Origin of the sequence: Micromonospora sp. NPDC005171, from assembly GCF_040608575.1 — a bacterium.
Classification (GTDB): domain Bacteria; phylum Actinomycetota; class Actinomycetes; order Mycobacteriales; family Micromonosporaceae; genus Micromonospora.
The window spans coordinates 15,190-34,047 of record NZ_JBEXIM010000035.1; the positions used below are offsets into that span (position 1 = coordinate 15,190).

At 71.9% G+C, this 18,858-nt stretch carries 13 protein-coding genes and 1 pseudogene; 4 read left to right on the forward strand and 10 right to left on the reverse strand.

Features of this window, described 5'->3' with window-relative positions; translation table 11 throughout:
• Window positions 1-23: 23 nt before the first annotated feature.
• Together ABZU74_RS27555 and ABZU74_RS27560 are read right to left on the reverse strand one after the other, a co-directional pair.
• Entirely contained in the window at window positions 24-806 is a 783-nt protein-coding gene (locus tag ABZU74_RS27555) for an ROK family protein (protein WP_355429606.1), read from the reverse strand.
• Between the two features lie 87 nt (window positions 807-893).
• On the reverse strand, window positions 894-2,120 hold the full coding sequence (locus ABZU74_RS27560) for a transposase (RefSeq protein ID WP_355429609.1): 1,227 nt from the start codon (window positions 2,118-2,120) through the stop codon (window positions 894-896).
• Between ABZU74_RS27560 and tnpA the strand changes: the two are divergent.
• A pseudogene (tnpA, locus tag ABZU74_RS27565) lies at window positions 2,119-2,533 on the forward strand (IS200/IS605 family transposase). The gene ABZU74_RS27560 and the pseudogene tnpA overlap by 2 nt on opposite strands.
• A gap of 161 nt (window positions 2,534-2,694) precedes the next feature.
• Window positions 2,695-3,915 (forward strand): MFS transporter, encoded by a 1,221-nt coding sequence (locus tag ABZU74_RS27570; protein WP_355429612.1) that lies wholly within the window; start codon window positions 2,695-2,697, stop codon window positions 3,913-3,915.
• Between the two features lie 65 nt (window positions 3,916-3,980).
• Here the strand turns inward: ABZU74_RS27570 and ABZU74_RS27575 are convergent, their stop codons facing one another.
• Together ABZU74_RS27575 and ABZU74_RS27580 are read right to left on the reverse strand one after the other, a co-directional pair.
• Complete coding sequence (locus ABZU74_RS27575; protein WP_355429615.1) at window positions 3,981-5,309, reverse strand: alpha/beta hydrolase; 1,329 nt, start codon at window positions 5,307-5,309, stop codon at window positions 3,981-3,983.
• A gap of 85 nt (window positions 5,310-5,394) precedes the next feature.
• Window positions 5,395-6,777 (reverse strand): serine hydrolase, encoded by a 1,383-nt coding sequence (locus ABZU74_RS27580; protein ID WP_355429618.1) that lies wholly within the window; start codon window positions 6,775-6,777, stop codon window positions 5,395-5,397.
• A gap of 237 nt (window positions 6,778-7,014) precedes the next feature.
• On the opposite strand from ABZU74_RS27580, the gene ABZU74_RS27585 reads away from it, so the two are divergent.
• Window positions 7,015-8,391 (forward strand): FAD-dependent oxidoreductase, encoded by a 1,377-nt coding sequence (locus ABZU74_RS27585; protein ID WP_355429621.1) that lies wholly within the window; start codon window positions 7,015-7,017, stop codon window positions 8,389-8,391.
• Between the two features lie 60 nt (window positions 8,392-8,451).
• On the opposite strand, the gene ABZU74_RS27590 is transcribed toward ABZU74_RS27585, so the two are convergent.
• The 6 genes from ABZU74_RS27590 to ABZU74_RS27615 form a co-directional block, all read right to left on the reverse strand.
• A complete protein-coding gene (locus ABZU74_RS27590; RefSeq protein WP_355429624.1) occupies window positions 8,452-8,928 on the reverse strand; it encodes a heme-degrading domain-containing protein in 477 nt (158 codons plus the stop codon).
• 40 nt (window positions 8,929-8,968) lie between these two features.
• Window positions 8,969-10,429 (reverse strand): SDR family NAD(P)-dependent oxidoreductase, encoded by a 1,461-nt coding sequence (locus ABZU74_RS27595; protein ID WP_355429626.1) that lies wholly within the window; start codon window positions 10,427-10,429, stop codon window positions 8,969-8,971.
• A 119-nt stretch (window positions 10,430-10,548) separates the two neighbouring features.
• Complete coding sequence (locus ABZU74_RS27600; protein WP_355429629.1) at window positions 10,549-11,448, reverse strand: siderophore-interacting protein; 900 nt, start codon at window positions 11,446-11,448, stop codon at window positions 10,549-10,551.
• A gap of 27 nt (window positions 11,449-11,475) precedes the next feature.
• Window positions 11,476-13,575: an iron ABC transporter permease gene (locus ABZU74_RS27605; RefSeq protein ID WP_355429695.1), complete on the reverse strand. Its 2,100-nt coding sequence runs from the start codon at window positions 13,573-13,575 to the stop codon at window positions 11,476-11,478.
• A gap of 5 nt (window positions 13,576-13,580) precedes the next feature.
• A complete protein-coding gene (locus ABZU74_RS27610) occupies window positions 13,581-14,564 on the reverse strand; it encodes an iron-siderophore ABC transporter substrate-binding protein (protein WP_355429631.1) in 984 nt (327 codons plus the stop codon).
• 35 nt (window positions 14,565-14,599) lie between these two features.
• The gene (locus ABZU74_RS27615; RefSeq protein WP_355429634.1) at window positions 14,600-15,433 is read right to left on the reverse strand and encodes an ABC transporter ATP-binding protein; all 834 of its coding nucleotides are present in this window, start codon (window positions 15,431-15,433) and stop codon (window positions 14,600-14,602) included.
• A 113-nt stretch (window positions 15,434-15,546) separates the two neighbouring features.
• On the opposite strand from ABZU74_RS27615, the gene ABZU74_RS27620 reads away from it, so the two are divergent.
• The gene (locus ABZU74_RS27620; protein WP_355429636.1) at window positions 15,547-18,726 is read left to right on the forward strand and encodes a BTAD domain-containing putative transcriptional regulator; all 3,180 of its coding nucleotides are present in this window, start codon (window positions 15,547-15,549) and stop codon (window positions 18,724-18,726) included.
• The last annotated feature ends 132 nt before the right edge of the window (window positions 18,727-18,858 follow it).

Sequence of the window (18,858 nt, forward strand, 5' to 3'; positions counted from 1 at the left end):
CCGTACCCGGCGGCTGCCGGCGGTCAGATCGGGGCGAGTTCCGGGATGCCGTAGTGCTGGTCGAGGACCTGCATGGCGGCGCCCGCGGCGATCACGTCCGCGCCGAGGCTGGACACTGCCACCCGCGTGCTGAGCCAGTCCGCCCGTCGCGCGTCGGCCTGGACGGCCTCGGTGACCGCCGCGAGATAGGTCTGCGGGTGCCGGAGGAGGTCCGCGCCCGCCAGCACCACGTGGGCGAGGTCGAGGGTCTGGAGCAGGTTGACGACGCCCACGGCCAGCACGCGGGCGGCGAGTGCGATGTCCCCGGCCTCAGCGGCGTGGCGGTGCACGATCTCCAGGCACCCGTGCCGACCGCAGACGCACAGGGGTCCGGTCAGGTCGACGACGGTGTGGCCGAACTCGCCCGCGTTGGTGTGCGCCCCCCGGTGGGCCGTGCCGCCCAGCCAGAAGCCTCCGCCGATGCCGGACTCGACCATGATGAGGGCCGCGTCGCCGAACGTCGCGCCGTGCCGCCAGGCCTCCGCCGTGATCCCCGCTGTGACGTCCTTGTCCAGGTGGACGGGGAGGCCGAGGTGCTTCTCGGCGAGCTCGCGCAGCGGTACGTCGTGCCAGTGCCGCAGGCCGTGAGCGTCCCGGACCAGGCCGTTGGCGTGGTCGAGTGGACCGATCATGCCGATGCCCAGCCCGGTGAGCCGGGTGCGCAGGTCGCCGATGCCGGCCATCGTGTCGATGCCGACGCTCAGGGCGCCGAGGAGCTGCTCCGGGGTGAAGTCCGAGGGCAGCGGGCTGACCGTCGAGTGGTGCACGGTGCCGGCAAGGTACGCCCCACCGCCACCATGACCAGTGCCTGGTTTTGACGTCCTCTGCGCACTGAAGGCGAAGATTCCGGTCTGCTATACCCCTGAAGGGGCAAGCTTCCGGTGGGTTACCGCTTCGCTGCGCGGTGCCGGCAGGGATGCCGGTCTTACCTGCGCTCCACGGTCGTTGAGGTCCGCCCGTCCGGCGGCCCTGATGTTCCTGGCGGCGTTGACATCCCGGTCGTGGTGACTGCCACACGGGCAGACCCACTCGCGAACATTCAGCGCCATCGTGTCGGTGATCCGGCCGCAGTCCGAGCACATCCGGGTGGACGGGAAGAACCTGTTAACCCGGCCGAAGGTGCGCCCGTACCGGGCGGCCTTGTACTCCAACATGCTCGTGAACGACGACCATCCAGCGTCGTACACCGACTTCGCCAGCCGGGTCCTGCCGAGACCGACCACGCACAGGTCTTCGACGTACACCGCTTGGTTGTCGCGGATGATCGATGTCGAGAGCTTGTGCTGCCAGTCCCGTCGGGTGTCGGCCACCCGCGCATGGGCGCGGGCGAGGTTCATAACGGCCTTCTTATGGTTGCGACTGCCACGCTGCTTGCGCGATAGGTCCTGCTGCAACCGCTTGAGCTTGCGTGCCGTACGACGCAGGAACTTCGGCGCGGTGACCTTCGTGCCGTCGGACATGACCGCGAAGTGCGTCAGTCCCAGGTCGATACCCACCTCGGAGTCCGTCTCCGGCAGCGGCTCGTCCGTGGTTTTCACGACAAACGACGCGAAGTACCGACCCGCCGCGTCCCGGACCACCGTCACCGACGTCGGCATGGCGGGCAGCGTCCGCGACCAGCGCACCTGCACGTCGCCGATCTTCGGCAGCCGGAGCCGCCCGTTGTCCAGCACCTTGAACCGGGCGTTGGCCGTGAACCGGATGGCCTGCCGGTTGTCCTTGCGGGACCGGAACCGAGGTGCAGCCACCGTGCGGCCCTTACGCTTGCCGGAAACTGAGGTGAAGAAGTTGCGGTACGCGGTGTTCAGGTCCGCGAGGGCCTGCTGCAACACCACCGACGACACCTCGCCCAGCCACGCACGCTCCGGGGTGAGTTTCGCCGCCGTGACCTGTCGGGACAGTTCCGCGTCCGTCAGATACGGCAGGCCAGCCTCCCGCGCCTGCTGACGTGCGCGCAGCCCATCGTTGAACACCACCCGCGCGCACCCGAACGCCCGCGCCAGCGCCTGCTGCTGACCCAACGTCGGATAGACACGGTAGTTGTACCGAAGCTCCACCACCACAGTCTGCCATTGGTCCATGGCCTGTCCGGGAGACGTTCGCAGTGGCAGACACTGCGTTTCACTGCATCTCACTTAGTCTTCGTGGCGAAGCACCGGCACATAGTGTTCACCGACCTCCACCTCACTCACCCGCCTCAAGGACATCATGCTGGCAGTGTGCGCTGACTTCGAGACCGAGCTAGTCGAGTTCAACGGCGAGAACAACCCCGTGCACCTGCTCGTCGATTTCCCGCCCAAAGTGGCTTTCTGAGCTGCTCAACAGCCTCAAAGGGAAATTCAGCCGTTGGATGCGCCAAAAGTACCCCGACCTTGCCCATGACTATTACCGCGCCAACCGCTTGTGGTCCGGTTCGTACTTCGCCGGATCGGTCGGCGGCGCACCGTTGACCGTGCTCCGTCAGCACATCGAGCAGCAGAACCGGCCGATCTAGGACGCGCTCGGGCCCTGACAGCCCTCCCGCGCCGGCATCCACCACAGCCCTGAAAAGCGGCGCACTAACCCGCATTTGGTAGCCGCGCAGCAAGCTGACGTCGGCAGTGACGCGAGTCATCTCACCACCCTATTACGCAACGCTGTTGCTAAATTTTTTCGGTGATCGAGTTGAGTAGAGGTCGACGGTTGGCGGCGCTCGGTGCTCTGGCACTGGGCGGCGTCGCGGTCGGCCTGACCGAATTCGTGGCGATGGGGCTGCTGCCCGACATCGCCCGCGGCCTGCTCCCGCACGAGTACGCGCAGTCGTCGTCGGACGCGGTCGCCCGGGCGGGCTGGATGATCACCGCGTACGCGCTCGGCGTGGTCGTCGGCGCGCCGCTGATCGCCGCGTTGAGCGCGCGTCTGCCCCGCAAGAAGCTCGTCCTCGGGCTGCTCGTGCTGTTCGCCGTCGGCACAGTCGCATCCGCGATCGCCCCCACCTTCGACCTGGTGCTGGTGGCCCGGTTCGCGGCGGCGCTGCCGCACGGCGCGTACTTCGGTGCGGCCGGTCTGCTCGCGGCGACCCTGATGGGCCCCGGTAACGAGGCCCGTGGTTTCGCCACGGTGCTCGGTGGTCTGACCGTGAGCAACCTGGTCGGCGTACCCCTCATCACGCGGCTCGGGCAGGCCGCCGACTGGCGGGTCGCGTACCTGGTCATCGCCGGTTTCTTCGTGCTCACCCTGCTGGCGGTGCTGGCGGTCGTGCCGGAGGTCGCCGCGGCGGTCGACGGCTCGCCAGCCACCGAGTTGCGGGCGCTGCGGACCTCGCAGGTCTGGCTGGTCGCCGCGACCGGCGCGGTCGGTTTCGCTGGCTTCTTCGCGGTGAACACCTACATCGCGCCCGTCACCACCGACGTCACCGGCCTCTCCGCCGCGACGGTGCCGTGGGCGTTGGTCGCGGTGGGTCTCGGGATGACCGTCGGCAACGCCCTGGGCGGCTGGCTGGCGGACCGCGACCTCCAACGGAGCATGGTCATCGGCTTCGTTGCGATGATCGTGAGCATCGCCGTGTTCAGCCTCGTGGCGTCGTCCCCTGTCGGCCTGTTCGTGGGCGCGTTCCTGGTCGGTGCGACGAGCCTCTATCTCGGCCCGGTCCTGCAGGCGCGCCTGATCACCGTCGCCCCGGGAGCGCAACTGATGGGTGCGGCGCTCAACCAGTCGGCGATGAACATCGCGAACAGCCTGGGTGCCGCGTTGGGTAGCGTGGCCATCGCCGCCGGCCTCGGTTACCTCGCGCCGGCCTGGGTGGGCGTCGCGCTGGCGGTCGTCGGACTGATCCTGGGGCTGGTCAGCTTCGCCGTCGGGCGACGAACGCGCGAACGGGTCCCGGTCACCGTCTGACGACGGCGCGAGCGGTCCCGGCCACCGTCTCGATCCGACGTGGCCGGGCCGCCCGCGAGACGCGGTCAGAAGTCGTCGACGCTCACCGTCACCCGGTCGGTGCTCGATCTCCAGTTGGGCACGTTGATCACCTCGTAGCCGCCGCCGCGTTGCGCCACGGTGATCTGGACCAGACCGAAGTGTGCCGGCGCCGCCGGGATGAAGACGTCCATGCCGGTGATGAAGGTCTGACTGAAGAACTCCGGCAACGGGGTCGCCAGGTCGGTGACGCCATCGCTGCCGTCGTCGAAGGCGAAGATGCCGATCGTCCTCTTGGCGCGCGGGGTGTTCGCCGCGTTCAGCACGTTCCTGCCGTTGATCCAGAGGCGGTCGCCGGCATCACCCTGGTCGCCCCACCACTCCTTCTGGCGTTGGATCGTGAGTGCCGTGTGCCGGTCGCTGGTGTCGACCAGGGCGCTGAGGCCCTCACCCGGCTCGCTGGTCGCGAGGCGGACGAACGAGTCCGAGCGGAGGAACGGCTGGAAGTAGAAGTGGTGCGTCGCGGCGCCGGGGCGCACGATGGCGAACTCGTAGTGGGCCGTGGCGAGCACCGGGAGTGGGCCGAACGAGCCGTCGCCAGCGAGCGACGACCGGTGCGCGGGCCGGTGTGACAGCCGACTGCCGGTCAGCGGGCTGACCGGGTAGACCTCGAGAGTCGCACCGGCGACACTGACGTTGCTCGGAAAGAGCACGGCGCGGCCCGAGACCCGGGCGGCGCCGAAGAGTTGGGGCACGATCCGCGTCGTGTGCGGCGCGCGGCCCTGGAGGAAGGCGAAGATCTCACCGAACGACTCCGCCGACGACACGGTCTGGGTGTGCGACTGGTCCGGCAGGTGCACGTTTGTCGCGCCGACGATGGCGCGGGCCGGGTCGCCCTCGCCCCAGATCGCGAGCGTGGGAACACCACCGGGCGGGGAGGTCGCGGTGCGCCCGTCCAGGTTGACGTAGTGCGCGACCCGGGCGGCGCGCTCCGGCGAACTGGTGAGATAGCCCTGCGTGACGAAGGTGCCCAGCGAGTGCGCGAGCAGGTCCACCCGGTCCGCGCCGGTGGCCGCCAGCAGGCGGGAGATGCGTGCGTCGAGCCCCGCGTACACCTGGGGCAGGATCGCCGCGATGTTCGGGGAGTCGTACTCGTGGGCTTCGATGATGTCGATCGGGTACCCGTTGCTGGCCAGCCGTTTGGCCTGGGACTCGAACTGCGCCGCCGATCCGGCGCTGCCGTGCACGAAGATCACTGGACGGTATGTCGGTGTGGCGGCGGCTTCGGCGGCGCGTGGGACGGCGACGGCGGACAGGCTGGCCGCGAGGGCGACCCCGACCAGCACGGAGAGCAGCCTCCGGCGAGATGTGTGCATCGATCCTCCACCTGGACGACGAAGTATTTGCACTACTAGCGCAAGTATCGTGTCAGGGTGGGACGCGATGGTCCACACCTTCCGGTCAGCTGACCTTCGTGGCGAGCAGGTCGCCGACCGCGGCGCGGACCGGGTCGGGGTTCGACCAGCTCCAGTTGGGGTGCGCGCGGTTGGTGAGCAGCGCCAGGACGAGTTTGCGGTCCGGCGCGACCAGGAATGAAGGGCCGGCGAACCCGGTGTGGCCGAAGGTCCGGGCCGAGGCGAGCCTCCCCATGAACCAGCTCTGGTTGAGGACGACCCCGAGGCCGTGCGCCGAGGTCCGGTTGGGTCGCTCGGGGTCGATGGCGGGTTTGCCGGCGTTGTGGTTGCTGAGCATCCGACGCACGGTCGCCGCGGCCAGGATCCGCTTGCCCTGGTAGGTGCCTTCGTTGAGGAGCAGCTGACCGATGGCCGCGAGGTCCGCCGCGGAGGCGAAGATGCCGGCGTGACCAGCGATGCCGCCGAGGTGGTTGGCGACGTCGTCGTGGACGGTGCCACGCAGCAGGCCCCGGGACGAGCGGGCGTCGGTGGCGACCAACCGGCTGGCCTTCGAGGTGGTGGACATCCAGCTGTTGGCGTTGAAGCCGGTGTCGCGCAGGCCGAGTGGGCTGGTGAGGTTGGTCCGGAGCGCCTGGTCCAGCCGCTGGCCGGTGACCTTCTCGACGATCTTGCCGGCGACCATGAGCCCGACGCTGGAATAGCGGAATGTCTTCCCCGGCACGGCGCCGGAGACCAGCGGCGTGGTGAGCACGGCGTTCCACCGGGCCGCGTTGTCGGGCAGGCCGGTGACCTTGGCGCCGACGGGGAGGCCACTGGTGTGGGTGAGCAGCATGTCGACGGTGATCTGCTCCTTGCCCGCGCCGGTGAAGGCGGGCAGGTAGTCACGTACCGGAGCGCCGAGGTCGACCTGCCCCTTGTCGACCTGCTGCAACAGCAGAATGGCCGTGTACACCTTGGTGACCGAGGCGAGGTCGAAGATGGAGTCCGGGCGCATCGCGACGCGTTGGTTCGCCGACAGCAGCTTCGGGCCCGCGCCGTAGCGCAGCGCCTCGCCGACAGCGGTGTGCACAGTCATCTTTCCGTCCACCAGGACGAGAGCGACAGCACCGGGGAAACCCTTGTGCTGGACGGTCTGCGGTGTGGCGGGCAGGTGTCGCCGGAGCAGGGCCGTCACATCCTGCGCGTAGCGGGCCTGACCGGCTGGTGGGGCGCCGCTCGGGGGGACCGGCGCGCCCGGTACGGCGGACGGTGACCTGAGGTTTCCCGCCGAACCGAACCCGACCCGGTTGCCGGCGGCGTCCGTGCCGGTCACCGCGTCTCCGGGGCCGGCCGAACCGGGGTCCGGCGCGCCGTTGGCGCCGCAACCGGTGAGGGCGGAGGTCGCGGCGGCCAGGCCGGCCCCGAGCAGGGTGCGACGCGCAACGGGCATGCCGGAGATGGTGACAGTCGGCCCGCGGGCGCGCCACCTGACCCGCCCGAACGTCGAGCTCGTCCGGCACATCGGCCAACACGTGGTCATCTGGCGGACACAGCCGGTTGGCTTTCGGGCGGTTGTGCGACGATCGGCGAGCATCATGTCGAACGACCCGTCCACCGGTCTGTCCGCGCACGGTCGCGGACAGTGCCCGGGGAGGGCACACACCTCGTTACCCCCTTGGAGAGCACGATGTCCCTCTCCCCGTCCCGGGTCTTCGCAGAGCTGAACGCGACGCGACCCCCTGACCAGCCGTCGCCGACGATGGGAACGGCAGTCGTGGTCGGCGGCAGTGTCGCCGGTCTGCTGGCCGCCCGGGTGCTGTCCGACCACGCCGACACCGTCGTCGTCATCGACCGGGACGACCCGCAGGTCACCGGCGCACGCCCCGGCGTACCCCAGGGGACCCAGCTGCACGCGCTGCTGCCCGGCGGCCTCGTCCAGCTGGAGCGGCTGTTCCCCGGATTCCGCGACGAGGCACTGGCGCGCGGCGCGATCGAGGCGCCACCCACGGCCCGGCGCAACTACCTCGACGGGCGTCTCAAGGTCGTCGTCCCCGACGACGCCGACAGTCTGGCGGGCAGCCGACCTCTGCTGGAGGGCCTGATCCGCCAGCAGGTGCTGCGACTGCCCAACGTCAAGACGATCACCGCCCGCGCCACCGGGCTCGTGTTCGACGGCGCCGTGGTCGCTGGGGTCCGCTCCGAGGTCGGCGGGGTGCCCGGTGTCGAGCGCGCTGACCTCGTGGTGGACGCCATGGGGCGGTCCAGCAAACTGTCCGACTGGTTGGAGCGGGCCGACTGGGACCGGCCGGTCACCCGACGCATGACAGTGCACCTCAACTACGCGACAGCCCTGTTCCGCCGCCCGGATCCCACCCCGGCCTCGACTGTCGTGCTGGCCCTGAACACGCCGGGGATGGCGCTGGACGTGGCCGGGGCCGCGTTCTTCGCCATCGAGGACGGCAGGTGGATGGCCATGATGGCCGGTTACGGCGACGACCGCCCGGGGCGCACCGCGGCGGACTTCGTCCGCCGCCTACGGGAGCAGTTCCCACCGGAGTTCGGCGAGGTCGCCGACCAGGAGATGATCGGTGACGTCCAGACCTACCACCACGCCGACAGCCGGCGACGCGACTTTCACGCGCTCAAGCGCTTCCCGGCCGGCCTGATCAGCGTCGGCGACGCCGTCGCGTCGTTCAACCCGGTGTACGGGCAGGGCATGACGGCGGCGGCCCTGCACGCGGCCTGCCTGTCGACGTACCTCCGGTCCGGCCCGTATCTGCGGGCGCCCGCGCGCCACTACCTCGCGCTGCAGAAGGTCGTTGTCGACGCCGCCTGGTCGCTGTCGACCTCGGCGGACCTGGCGTTGCCCCACGTCGACGGGCCCTACCCGCGCGGCTACCGGCTGTCCCGCTGGGCCAGCGGGCAGATCATCGCCGCGACCGTCACGGACGTGCCGACCGCGCGGCGGTTCAACGACGTCGTCTCCATGCGCGAGCACCCGCGCTCGCTCGCCCGGCCCGGCGTGCTCCTGGGCGCCCTTCGCGCCAACCGGCGCGCGCGCTGAGAAGGGCTGACCCGGCGGCCTCGTCGCGAGGCCGCCGGGACCGCCCTTGTGAAACAGGCCCTAGCGGGGGAGCTTGCGGAGGATGTCGACCACGAAGCGGTGGTCGTCCAGCTGCGGCAGCCCGGAGACGCCGACCCAGCCCACCACACCGGTGCCGCGCACCCGCAGCGGCACCGCGCCGCCGGCCGCCGCGTACCGCGAGGCCGGCAGGCCGAACCGCTCGGTCAGCGTCACCTGCTTGTCCTGGCACAGCCGGGCCATGTAGAGCGAGGAGTGCTCGAAGCGCATCACCACCCGACCCTTGCGGCGCAGCCACGCGTCGTTGTCCGCAGTCGACCCCGGCAGGCCACAGTGGAACAGCTGCCGCCCGGCCCGCCACACCCCCACCGAGACCGGCAGCCGCTGCTCGGTCGCCGCGGCGACGGCCAGCATCCCCAGCTCGTACGCGTCGGTCTCGGACAGGCCCGCGAGCTCCAGCTCGTGCTCCTCGCGCAGCAGCTCGTCCAGCGTCGGCCACGATTCACGGTCAGCTGACAATTTTCTTCTCCTCATCGTGCGGAGGCGATCAACGGGGCGATCACCAGGCGCAGGGCGCGTAGTCCTTCAGGAAACAGCCGTACAGGTCCTCACCCTGCTCGCCGCGGACGATCGGGTCGTACACCCGGGCGGCGCCGTCGACCAGGTCCAGTGGGGCGTGGAAGCCCTCGTCGGCCAGTCGCATCTTCGTCGGGTGGGGGCGCTCGTCGGTGATCCAGCCGGTGTCGACGCTTGTCATCAGGATGCCGTCGGTCAACATCTCCTCGGCGCTGGTGCGGGTCAGCATGTTCAGCGCCGCCTTGGCCATGTTGGTGTGCGGGTGCCCCGGCCCCTTGTAACCACGGCCGAACTGGCCCTCCATCGCCGACACGTTCACCACGTACTTGCGGCGGGCGGACGCGGCGGCCATCACCGGGCGCAACCGGCTGACCAGCACGAACGGCGCGGTGACGTTGCACAGCTGCACTTCGAGCAGCTCGACCGGGTCCACCTCCTGCACCCGCTGGACCCAGCTGTTGACCGAATCGAGGTCGGGCACGAGCCCTCCGGCGTCGATGGCCGTGGACGCCGCGATCCGTTCCGGTGAGGCCGAGCCGCTGGTGAGTGCCAGCGCGGTGAGCGCGTGCGGGGTGAGCGCGGTCGACTGTGGCCCGGCGGTCAGGCTGCCCACCGGGCCGCCCTGCCCGTCCGGCTTGGCGAACGTGATCAGCTCCGGCAGCGGGCCGTCCGGCAGGGCCGCGGCCTCCGCGGCGATGAGCTGCGCGTACGCCCCGGGGGAGCGGCGGACGGTCTGCGCCGCGTTGTTGATCAAAATATCGAGCGGGCCCTGGCTGCTGACGTCGTCGGCGAGTGCGATCACCTGGGCGGGGTCGCGCAGGTCGATCCCGACGATGCGCAGCCGGTGCAGCCAGTCCCCGCTGTCCGGCATCGCCGCGAACCGGCGGACCGCGTCGTGCGGGAACCGCGTCGTCACGGTCGTGTGCGCGCCGTCGCGCAGCAGGCGCAGCGCGATGTACATGCCGATCTTGGCCCGGCCGCCGGTGAGCAGCGCGCGCCGGCCGGTCAGGTCGGTACGCGCGTCGCGGCGCTCCCGGTTGAGGGCCGCGCAGGACGGGCAGAGCTGGTGGTAGAAGGCGTCCACCTCACGGTAGCGCTGCTTGCAGACGTAGCAGCCGCGCGGGTTGTGCAGGAAGCCGGCCGTCTCGCCAGCGACGGAGGACGCGAGCGGAATGCCCTGCGTCTCGTCGTCGATCCGCCCCGGAGCGCCGGTGGCGGTGGCCTCCGTCACCGCCCGGTCGGCGGCGAGGATGGCCTCCCGCCGTTCCTCCCGCCGCCGCTGCTTGATCACCTTGTAGAGGCGGGCGGTGGCCCGCTGTACCTGCACCACGTCGGGGTGGTCGGAGGGCAGCGCCTCCAACGCCTCGAAGACGCTGAGGCAGGCCTCCAGCCGGCTTCGGTCAATACCCTCTTGACCGTTTTCGGTAATGTTGTCCACCGTCATGCGTCGTTGTCTCGTCCCGTATCCCGTGCCGGCTCCAGCCGGCCCCGCCCCAAGTCCGACCCGAAACGGTACGCGCCTCACCGCCTCCGACGCACCTCGCCGCCCTGCGGGCAGTGCTGTCAGTCGGCGTGGCCGAGACGCCAGTAGCCCATGAAGGCCACCGCCCGCCGGTCCAGTCCCCGCTCGGCGACCAGGTGCCGGCGCAGGTTACGGATGACGCCGGCCTCCCCGGCCAGCCACGCGTAGAGCGGCACCGGGGCCATCTCCTCGGGCACCTCCCAGAGGATCTCGGTGTCCACCTCCACGTCCGGCACGGGCGGGGCGGCCGTCGACGCGCCGGGGGCCAGCAGCTCGCCGGCCGCGGCGACGACGGCGGGCACCAGCCGGCTGCCGTACCCGCCGGCGCCCCGGGCCAGCCAGCGGACCTCGACGCCGGGCGGCGTCACCAGCGGCAACACGTCGGCGGCGTCGGGCACCTCCAGCACGACGGTGCCCCGGGCGTCGAGGGGCAGCCGCTCGCAGATGCCGCTGATCGCCGGCACCGCGGTCTCGTCCCCGGCCAGCAGCAGAGTGCCGCCGGTCGACTGTCGAAACTCGACCCCGCCGTGGTTGCCGTGATAGCCGGCGTCCGGCCCGACCAGGGCGATCTCGTCGCCGACGCTGGCCCGTCGGGCCCAGCGTGTCGCCGGGCCACTGTCGCCGTGCAGCACCAGGTCGACGTCGACCTCGGCCAGGTGCTGTCGGACCGCCCGCACCGTGTAGGTACGGATCGGGTTGCGCAGGTGCTCCGGCAGGGCCCGCCACGCCGCGTACCAGTCGGCTCCGTCGGGCAGGTTCGCCCCACGCCGGCCGGGCAGCGGCAGCGCCAGTTTGATCCGCTGGTCGTAACCGTTGTCGGCGAAGCGGTCCAGGTCCGCCCCGATGAAGGTCACCCGGGTGAAGGACGGGCTGAGTCGGCGTACCGCGCGGACGGTGACGGCGAACACGCGCCACGGGGCGATGGGCAGGGTCTCGGTCATGGTGCCTCTCTCGACTCGGGCCGGCGTCTACCGGGTGGTGCTCGCCACGGCGCGGGACCGCCACAGCAACCAGACGAAGTACGGGGTGCCGATCATGGCGGTGACCAGGCCGGCGGGGATCTGGGCCGGAGCGATGACCGTCCGGCCGAGGGTGTCGGCGATGCTGACCAGCGCCGCCCCGAGCAGTGCGGCCACCGGGAGCACCCGGGAGTGCCGCCCGCCGACCAGCGCCCGCGCGGCGTGCGGGGCGACCAGGCCGACGAAGCCGATGACCCCGACGGCCGAGACGGCGGTGGAGGTGAGCAGCGCCGCTGCGCCGAGCGCGACCAACCGGGTGCGTTCCAGGCGGACCCCCAGCACCCGGGGGGTGTCGTCGTCGAGCGCCATCAGGTCGAGTTCCCGGCGGGCGGCGACCATGGCCGGGGTGAGCACCAGCAGGGCGATCAGCACCGGCAGCACCTGGGTGGGCATCCGACCGTAGGTGGAGCCGGACAGCCAGGTCAGCGCCTTCCCGGTGTTCCACGGATCGAACGCCACGACCAGGTAGGTGATGACCGCCATGCCGCCCTGCCAGGCGCCGAAGCCGATCAGCACCAGTCGGTCGGAGCTCAGTCCACCGCGCCAGGCCAGCCCGTAGACCAGGGCGAACGCCAGCATCGCGCCGAGCCCGGCGACGCCGGAGACGGCCCACACCCCGGCCAGCGGCACGAAGGTGAGCAGGGTGACGGCGCCGAGCCCGGCGCCGGCGGTGATGCCGAGGATGCCGGGTTCGGCCAGCGGATTGCGGCAGACCGCCTGCACCGTGGTGCCGGCGACCGCGAGCGCCGCGCCGGCCAGGACCGCCGCGGCGACGCGCGGCCACCGCTGGTCCAGCACAAAGGTGTACGCCGGCCCGGTGCTGCCGTTGACCCAGTTGACGACGTCACCGAGCAGCACCCAGGTGTCACCGGCGAGCATGCCGACCGCCACGGCGCAGACGGTCAGCGCGGCGGTGGCGGCGACGACGCCGCGGTGGAACGCGGCGGAGCGGACGGCCGCGTGCCCGCCGGGCGGACGACGGGTGGGGCCCGCGTCGCGGTGTCGGCGGGCCAGCCAGATGAGGATCGCCGCGCCGAACAGCGTGGTGACCACGCCGGTGGGGATGTCGACGCCTGCCTGCCCGCCCATCACGGCCCGCAGCAGCACGTCGGAGCCGAGCACGATGATGACCCCGGCGATGCCGGACAACGGCAGCAGGATGCGGTGCCGGTGCACACCCGGCACCACGGGGGCGAGCAGCCGGACGATCACCGGGGCGCACAGGCCGACGAAGCCGACCGGGCCGGTGAGGGTGACGGCCGCGGCGGAGAGCAGCACGGCCAGCACCATGACGGTGAGCCGGGTACGCCGCACGTCGAGGCCGAGCACGGTGGCGGTGTCGTCGCCGAGGGCGAGGATGTCGAGGCGGTGCCCGAGCAGCACGAGCACGATGGCGGCGCCGACGATCACCGGGGCGAGTTCGGTCAGCGCGGTCAGGTCGCTCTGCACCAGCGAGCCGTTCCCCCAGGCGAACAGCCCGATGGTGGCCTGCTCGAACAGGAGCAGCAGCAGGGTGGTCACCGATCCGAGCGCCAGCGCGGTCGCCGAGCCGGCGAGGATCAGCCGGGTGGTACCGGCCTGCCCACCGGAGGACATCGCCATCACCAGGCCGGCGGCGGCCAGCCCGCCGCAGAAGGCGAGGCCGCCGGCGGGCAGCGCGGGCAGCGACACGCCGAAGGCGGCGACGGCGACGATGGCCAGGTGCGCGCCCGCGTTGACCGCCAGGGTGTCGGGGGAGGCGAGCGGGTTGCGGGCGATCGACTGCAACGCCGCCCCGGCGAACCCCAGCGCCACGCCGACGGACAGCCCGGCGAGCAGCCGGGGCAGCCGGGAGGCGATCAGGACGCGGGCCGCCTCGTCGTCGGCGCCGGTCGCGAGCCGCAGCAGGTCGAGGGCGCCGACGTTCGAGGTGCCCTGGGTGAGGTGCACCGCGCCGACCACGAGCAGCAGCAGGATCGCGGCGACGAAGACACCGGCGGTGCGGGGCACGGCCAGGCGGCCGCCCGGAGCCGGCCGGGTGGCCGGCTCCGGGCGTGGGGGTGCGTTCAGCACGCTCACACCGCGTACGTCTTGACGAGTTCGTCGATGTACTGCTTGCCGGAGAGCGGACCGCCGAAGGTCCAGATGCCGTTCGGCATCTTGTGCAGGTTGCCCTGCCGCACGAACGGCAGCGACTTCCAGATGGCGTTGCCGGCGAGACCGTCGGCGAACACGTCATCGCCGTCGGAGGCGTTGTAGAAGAGGTGCATGGTCGGATCCTTGAGGACCGTCATGCCCTCGACGTCGGTCTGGCCGAGGCCCCACGCCTCATCGGTCTTGCCGGTCCAGGCGTTGGTGAGGCCGAGCTGGATGCCGATCTGGGAGACCAGCGCGCCCTTGCCGAACATCCGGATGCTGACGGTGCTGCCCTCCTTCCATCCGTCGGCGATGGCGAACGGCCGACCGGCGGCACCCGCGTCGGCGATCTTCTTCCTGCCGTCGGCGATGGCCGCGTCGAAGTCGGCGAGCAGCTTCTCCGCCTCGGTGCTCTTGCCGACCGCCTTCGCGATCATGTTGAGGTCGGTGCGCATCCGGCCGAGGTTGTCGGTGGCGTCACTGCCCTTGGCGACCACGACGGGCACGAACTTCTCCAGCTGACTGACCATGTTGGCGCCCCGGTCGTCCTCCATCACGACGAGGTCGGGCTGGAGGGCGACGATCGAGTCGACGCTGGGTTCGCCGCGAGTGCCGACGTCCTTGACGCCCGGGTCGAGCTTCGCGGAGGTGACCCAGGTGCCGTAGCCCTTGGGGTCGGCCACACCGACGGGCATGACGCCGAGGCTGACCAGCATCTCGACCTCGGCCCACTCCAGCCCGACGACCTTGGTCGCCGGCGCCTTGAGGGTGATCTCCTTGCCCCGGCTGTCGGTGAGGGTGACCGGACCGCTGGCCGCCGAGGCGGAGGTCTCGGGGGCGGCGGCGTTCTCGGTGGTGCCGCAGGCGCCGAGCGTCAGCGCGGCCACGACGGCGAGAAGGGCTGTGAAACGGGTACGGGTCATGACGGTCTTTCTCTGCTGTGGATGAGGGGTGTTGTTCAGACCAGGGCGCGGATCTGGTGCCGCCCGACGGGGCGGGTGGTGACAAGTCCGCTGACCGGGTCGGCGGTCACCTCGATGCGGATCCCGTAGGTCTCGGTGAGGGCGTTCTCGGTGAACACCGTTGCCGGGGCGCCGGTGGCGCGGACCCGGCCCTGGTGCAACAGGACCACCTCGTCCGCCACGGCGGCTGCCTGGTTGAGGTCGTGCAGCACGACGCCGACGGCGACGCCGTGACCGTCCGCGAGGTCGCGGACCAGGTCGAGGATCTCGACCTGGTAGCGCAGGTCGAGAAACGTGGTGGGCTCGTCGAGGAGCAGAACCGGAGTGTCCTGGGCGAGGCAGGTGGCCAACCAGACCCGCTGCAACTCGCCGCCGGAGAGTTCGTCGACGGGACGATCGGCCATCGCGGCGACGCCGGTGACGTCCATGGCGCGGGCGATGGCGGCGGGGCCGTCCGGATCCTCGCTGCGCCAGCGCCCCCGGTAGGGGTGGCGGCCGTAGCCGACCACGTCGCGGACGGTGACTCCGCTGGGCACCGGCCGGCTCTGGGCGAGCAGGGTGACCCGCCGGGCGAACTCCCGGGCCGCGAGGCTGGCGGCGGTGACGCCATCGGCGAGGTGCACGATTCCGGCCTCGATCGGGTGCAACCGGGCCAGGGCCCGCAGCAGTGTGGACTTGCCGCTGCCGTTGGGCCCCACCAGTGCGGTCACGGCACCCGCGCGGAGGTTGATCACCGCACCGTGCACCACCGGCACACCGTGATAGCCGAGACGGAGGTCGACGCCGGACAGGCTGTGCTCTCCGTTGACCGACGCCAACTCGTTCTGCATGAGGTTAGGCTAACCTAACCAGATCAAGGCCTGTCAAGCCGGTCGCGGGGCCGTGACCAGCCTGGCGGGCCGGTGGTCGTCGACTCCGTGCGCGCGTGGGGGATGCTGGGTCCGTGCAGATCGCCACCCTCGGCCCACTCGCCGTCGACGGCCGGCCCGTTCGGGGTGAACGGCTCGCGGCGGTGCTCCGCGCGCTCGTCGACGCCCGGGGGCGGGCGGTCTCCGTGAACCTGCTCGTGGACGCCGTCTGGGACGGCGCGCCACCCGACGACGCGACAGGCGCCGTCCAGGCGCTCGTGTCCCGGGTACGCCGTCTCGGGTTGCCAGTGGTCGCGGTGCCGGGCGGATACCGGCTGCCCGCCGAGGAGATCGCCGTCGACGCGGTCGAGGCGCGCGCCCTCGTCGACCAGGCGCGCACCGTGCTCCAGTGCGGTGACCCCCGTGCCGCCCGCGGCCTGGCCGATCAGGCGCGGGCCCTGTTCCCCGAGGTGCCGGAGCTGGTCAGCGCCGAGGACACCCGCCTGTTCGCGGAGGTCGCCGCGCTGCGCGCGCAGGCGGCACTCGCCGGCGTGGGCCCGTTCGACGAGGTCGACCTGAGCCGGCTCGTCGCGCGTACGCCGCCGGACGAGCCGTCCGCCGCCCTGCTCGTCCGGGTGCTGGCCGCTCAGGGGCGGGAGGCGGAGGCGCTGGAGGTGGTCGAGCGGTTGCGCGCCGACCTGGCCGACCGGTACGGCACCGACCCGTCACCCGTGATCACTGCCGTCCACCTGGCGTTGCTGCGCGGTGAACTCACCGCCCCGCCCGTCGCGGCGCCGCCCCGGCAACCGGCGCGGATCACGCTGCCCGCCGCGTGGCGCCGTCCCATGGCCGCCCTCGTCGGGCGGGAGCGGGACGTCGAGGCCATCACCGGCGCGCTCGCCGAGACACCCGTGGTGACGATCGTGGCGACCGGCGGGGCGGGCAAGACCCGGCTCGCCGCCGAGGTGGCCAGGCGTACGGCAGCGGGTGGGCAGGCGGTACGCGTGATCGAACTCGCTGGCCTGCGCTCGCCCGACGAGGTGCTGCCCACTGTGCTCGCCGCGCTCGGCGGTGCGGACACCACGGCGACCGGCGGCAACCTGGGTCTGGAGCGGCGGGTCCTCAGCCCCGAGGAGCGGCTGCGCGCCGTGGCGCCGGACCTGGACGGGCTTGTGGTGCTGGACAACTGCGAGCACGTGCTCGGCGCGGTGGCCGTCGTCGTCGCGGACCTGGTCGCGGCGGCCTCGCCGGAGGTCGCGGTGCTCGCGACGAGCCGCGCCCCGCTGGGCCTGGTCGGCGAGCTGGTGCACCGGCTGACCGCGTTGCCGGACGCCGACGCGCTCGCGCTTGTCGAGTCCCGGGCACGGGCCGGTGGCGCCGTGCCGACCTGGGACACCGAGCGGGCGCTCGCCCTGTGCCACCGGCTCGACAACCTGCCGTTGGCCCTCGAACTGGCCGCCGCGCGACTGCGGCACATGCCGATCGACGACGTGCTCGCCGGGCTGACCGACCGGTTCGCGCTGCTCGACGACGCCCTGCGCGGCCTGCCCGAGCGGCACGCGAGCCTCTGGGCGCTCGTCGACTGGAGCAGGGAACTGCTCGCCGAGGACGACCGCGACCTGCTGCAGCGGGTCGCTGTCATCCCCGCGCCGTTCACCGCTGACCTCGCCGCCGCCGTCGCGCAGGCCTCGGACGTCCGTCGCGGCCTGGCGACCCTCGTGGAGCAGTCCCTGTTGACACTGGTCGAGGGGGACGGCCCGCCCCGCTACCGCATGCTCGAAACGGTCCGTGAGTACGGCGAGGCCCGGCTGGACGCGGCCGGCGCCCGGGACCAGGCCATGGCCGGCCTGGTCAGCTGGGCGCGGGAGCAGGCCGTTGCGCTGGCCGCCCGCTTCATCGGCCCCGGCCAGGTCGAGGCGCTGCACCGTTGCGCCGCCGAGCAGGACAACCTGGTCGCGGGCCTGCGGTGGGCAATGGCAGCCGACGACGAGCCCGCCGCCGTCGACGTCGCCACCGCGCTGTTCCACCTCTGGTCGGTGCGGGGCCTGCACCTGGAGGTCCTCGCCTGGGCGCGTGGGCTGCTGCACATCGACGATCCGCAGCGACGGCTACGGTCGGCGATCCTGCGGGGCGCGGCCAGCGGCCGACCACTGCCGAACGCCGACCGGCTGGCCTGGACGTGCGTGGTGATCAGCGTCAACGCCGGCGTCAGCGCCGATCTGCGGCCCGCCGTGCTCGCCCGACGGGCGCTGCGGACGCTCCAGACCGAACGCCCCGGCGAGGTGTCGTCCCGGCTGACCGCACTGGCGTCGGCGCTGCCCGGCTTCGACGCGTCCGATCTGGAGCAGAGCCTGAAGAGCGCGACCGAGATGGTCGCGCACCCGGACCCGTACGTGCAGGGGCTGGGGTTGTTCGCGCGCGCGGCGGTACGGGAGAACGGCGGCCTGCCGGAAGCGTCGATCAGCGACGCCGAGCAGGCTTACCACCGCTTCGAGGCCGCCGGCGACCACTGGGGCATGGCGATGGCGGCGGGTGCGGTCGGGCAGTTCCTGGTCCCGGGCGGGGATGCCCGGTCGGCCGAGTGGCTGACCCGCAGCGTCCGGCACATGGAGTTGGTCGGCGCCACGCAGGACGCGCGGTCGATCCGGGTACGGCTGGACGTGCAGCTCGCCCTGACCGGCGACGCGGAGGCGGAGCGGCGACTGGGCGAGACGGCTGCGCTGGGCCAGGCCGAGCAGATAGACGCCGCGCAGGCGCTGCTCGGCCTGGCGCACCTCGCCTGGCAGCGTGAGCGGTACGACGAGGCGCTCGCCCACGCCGACGAGGTGACGCGTGTCCTCGCCGGCTGGGTGGGGCCGCAGCCACAGCCGCGCGTGATGCTCCGGGCCACGGCGGCGATCATCTACCTGCGGGTGGCCCAGGTCGGGCGGGTGTCGGGCAACGATGCCACGGTCCAGGCCTCCGCGATGCTGTCGCTCGCCCGCGAGGATGCGCTGACCTCACGGGACCTGCCGGTGATCGGGGCGTGGGCGTCGGGCGGCGCGGAGTTCGCGGCGTACCGGGGTGACGTCGACACCGCCCGCGAACTGGCCGTACTCGCGAAGCGGATCGGCACTCAGATCGAGATGTTCTTCCCCTTCGAGAACGGCGAACGGCTCAACGCCATCCTCGGGAACGAGGAGCAGCGTGAGCCGTTGCTGGCCGCGTGGCGCGAGCGGCCACCCGCCGTGGCCGTCAGCCGGATCCGTGAGCTGATGGACGACCTGCTCGCCTAGCACCGCGGCCACACCTGGTGCCGGGGGGTGCACCTGTCGATTCTTCGGGGCGGGCAGGCTGGAGACGTGTTTCATAGCGGGGGCTGGGCGCGAATCCTGGTCTATGGTGGGCGGAAAGTGCCGGTGCGGTGT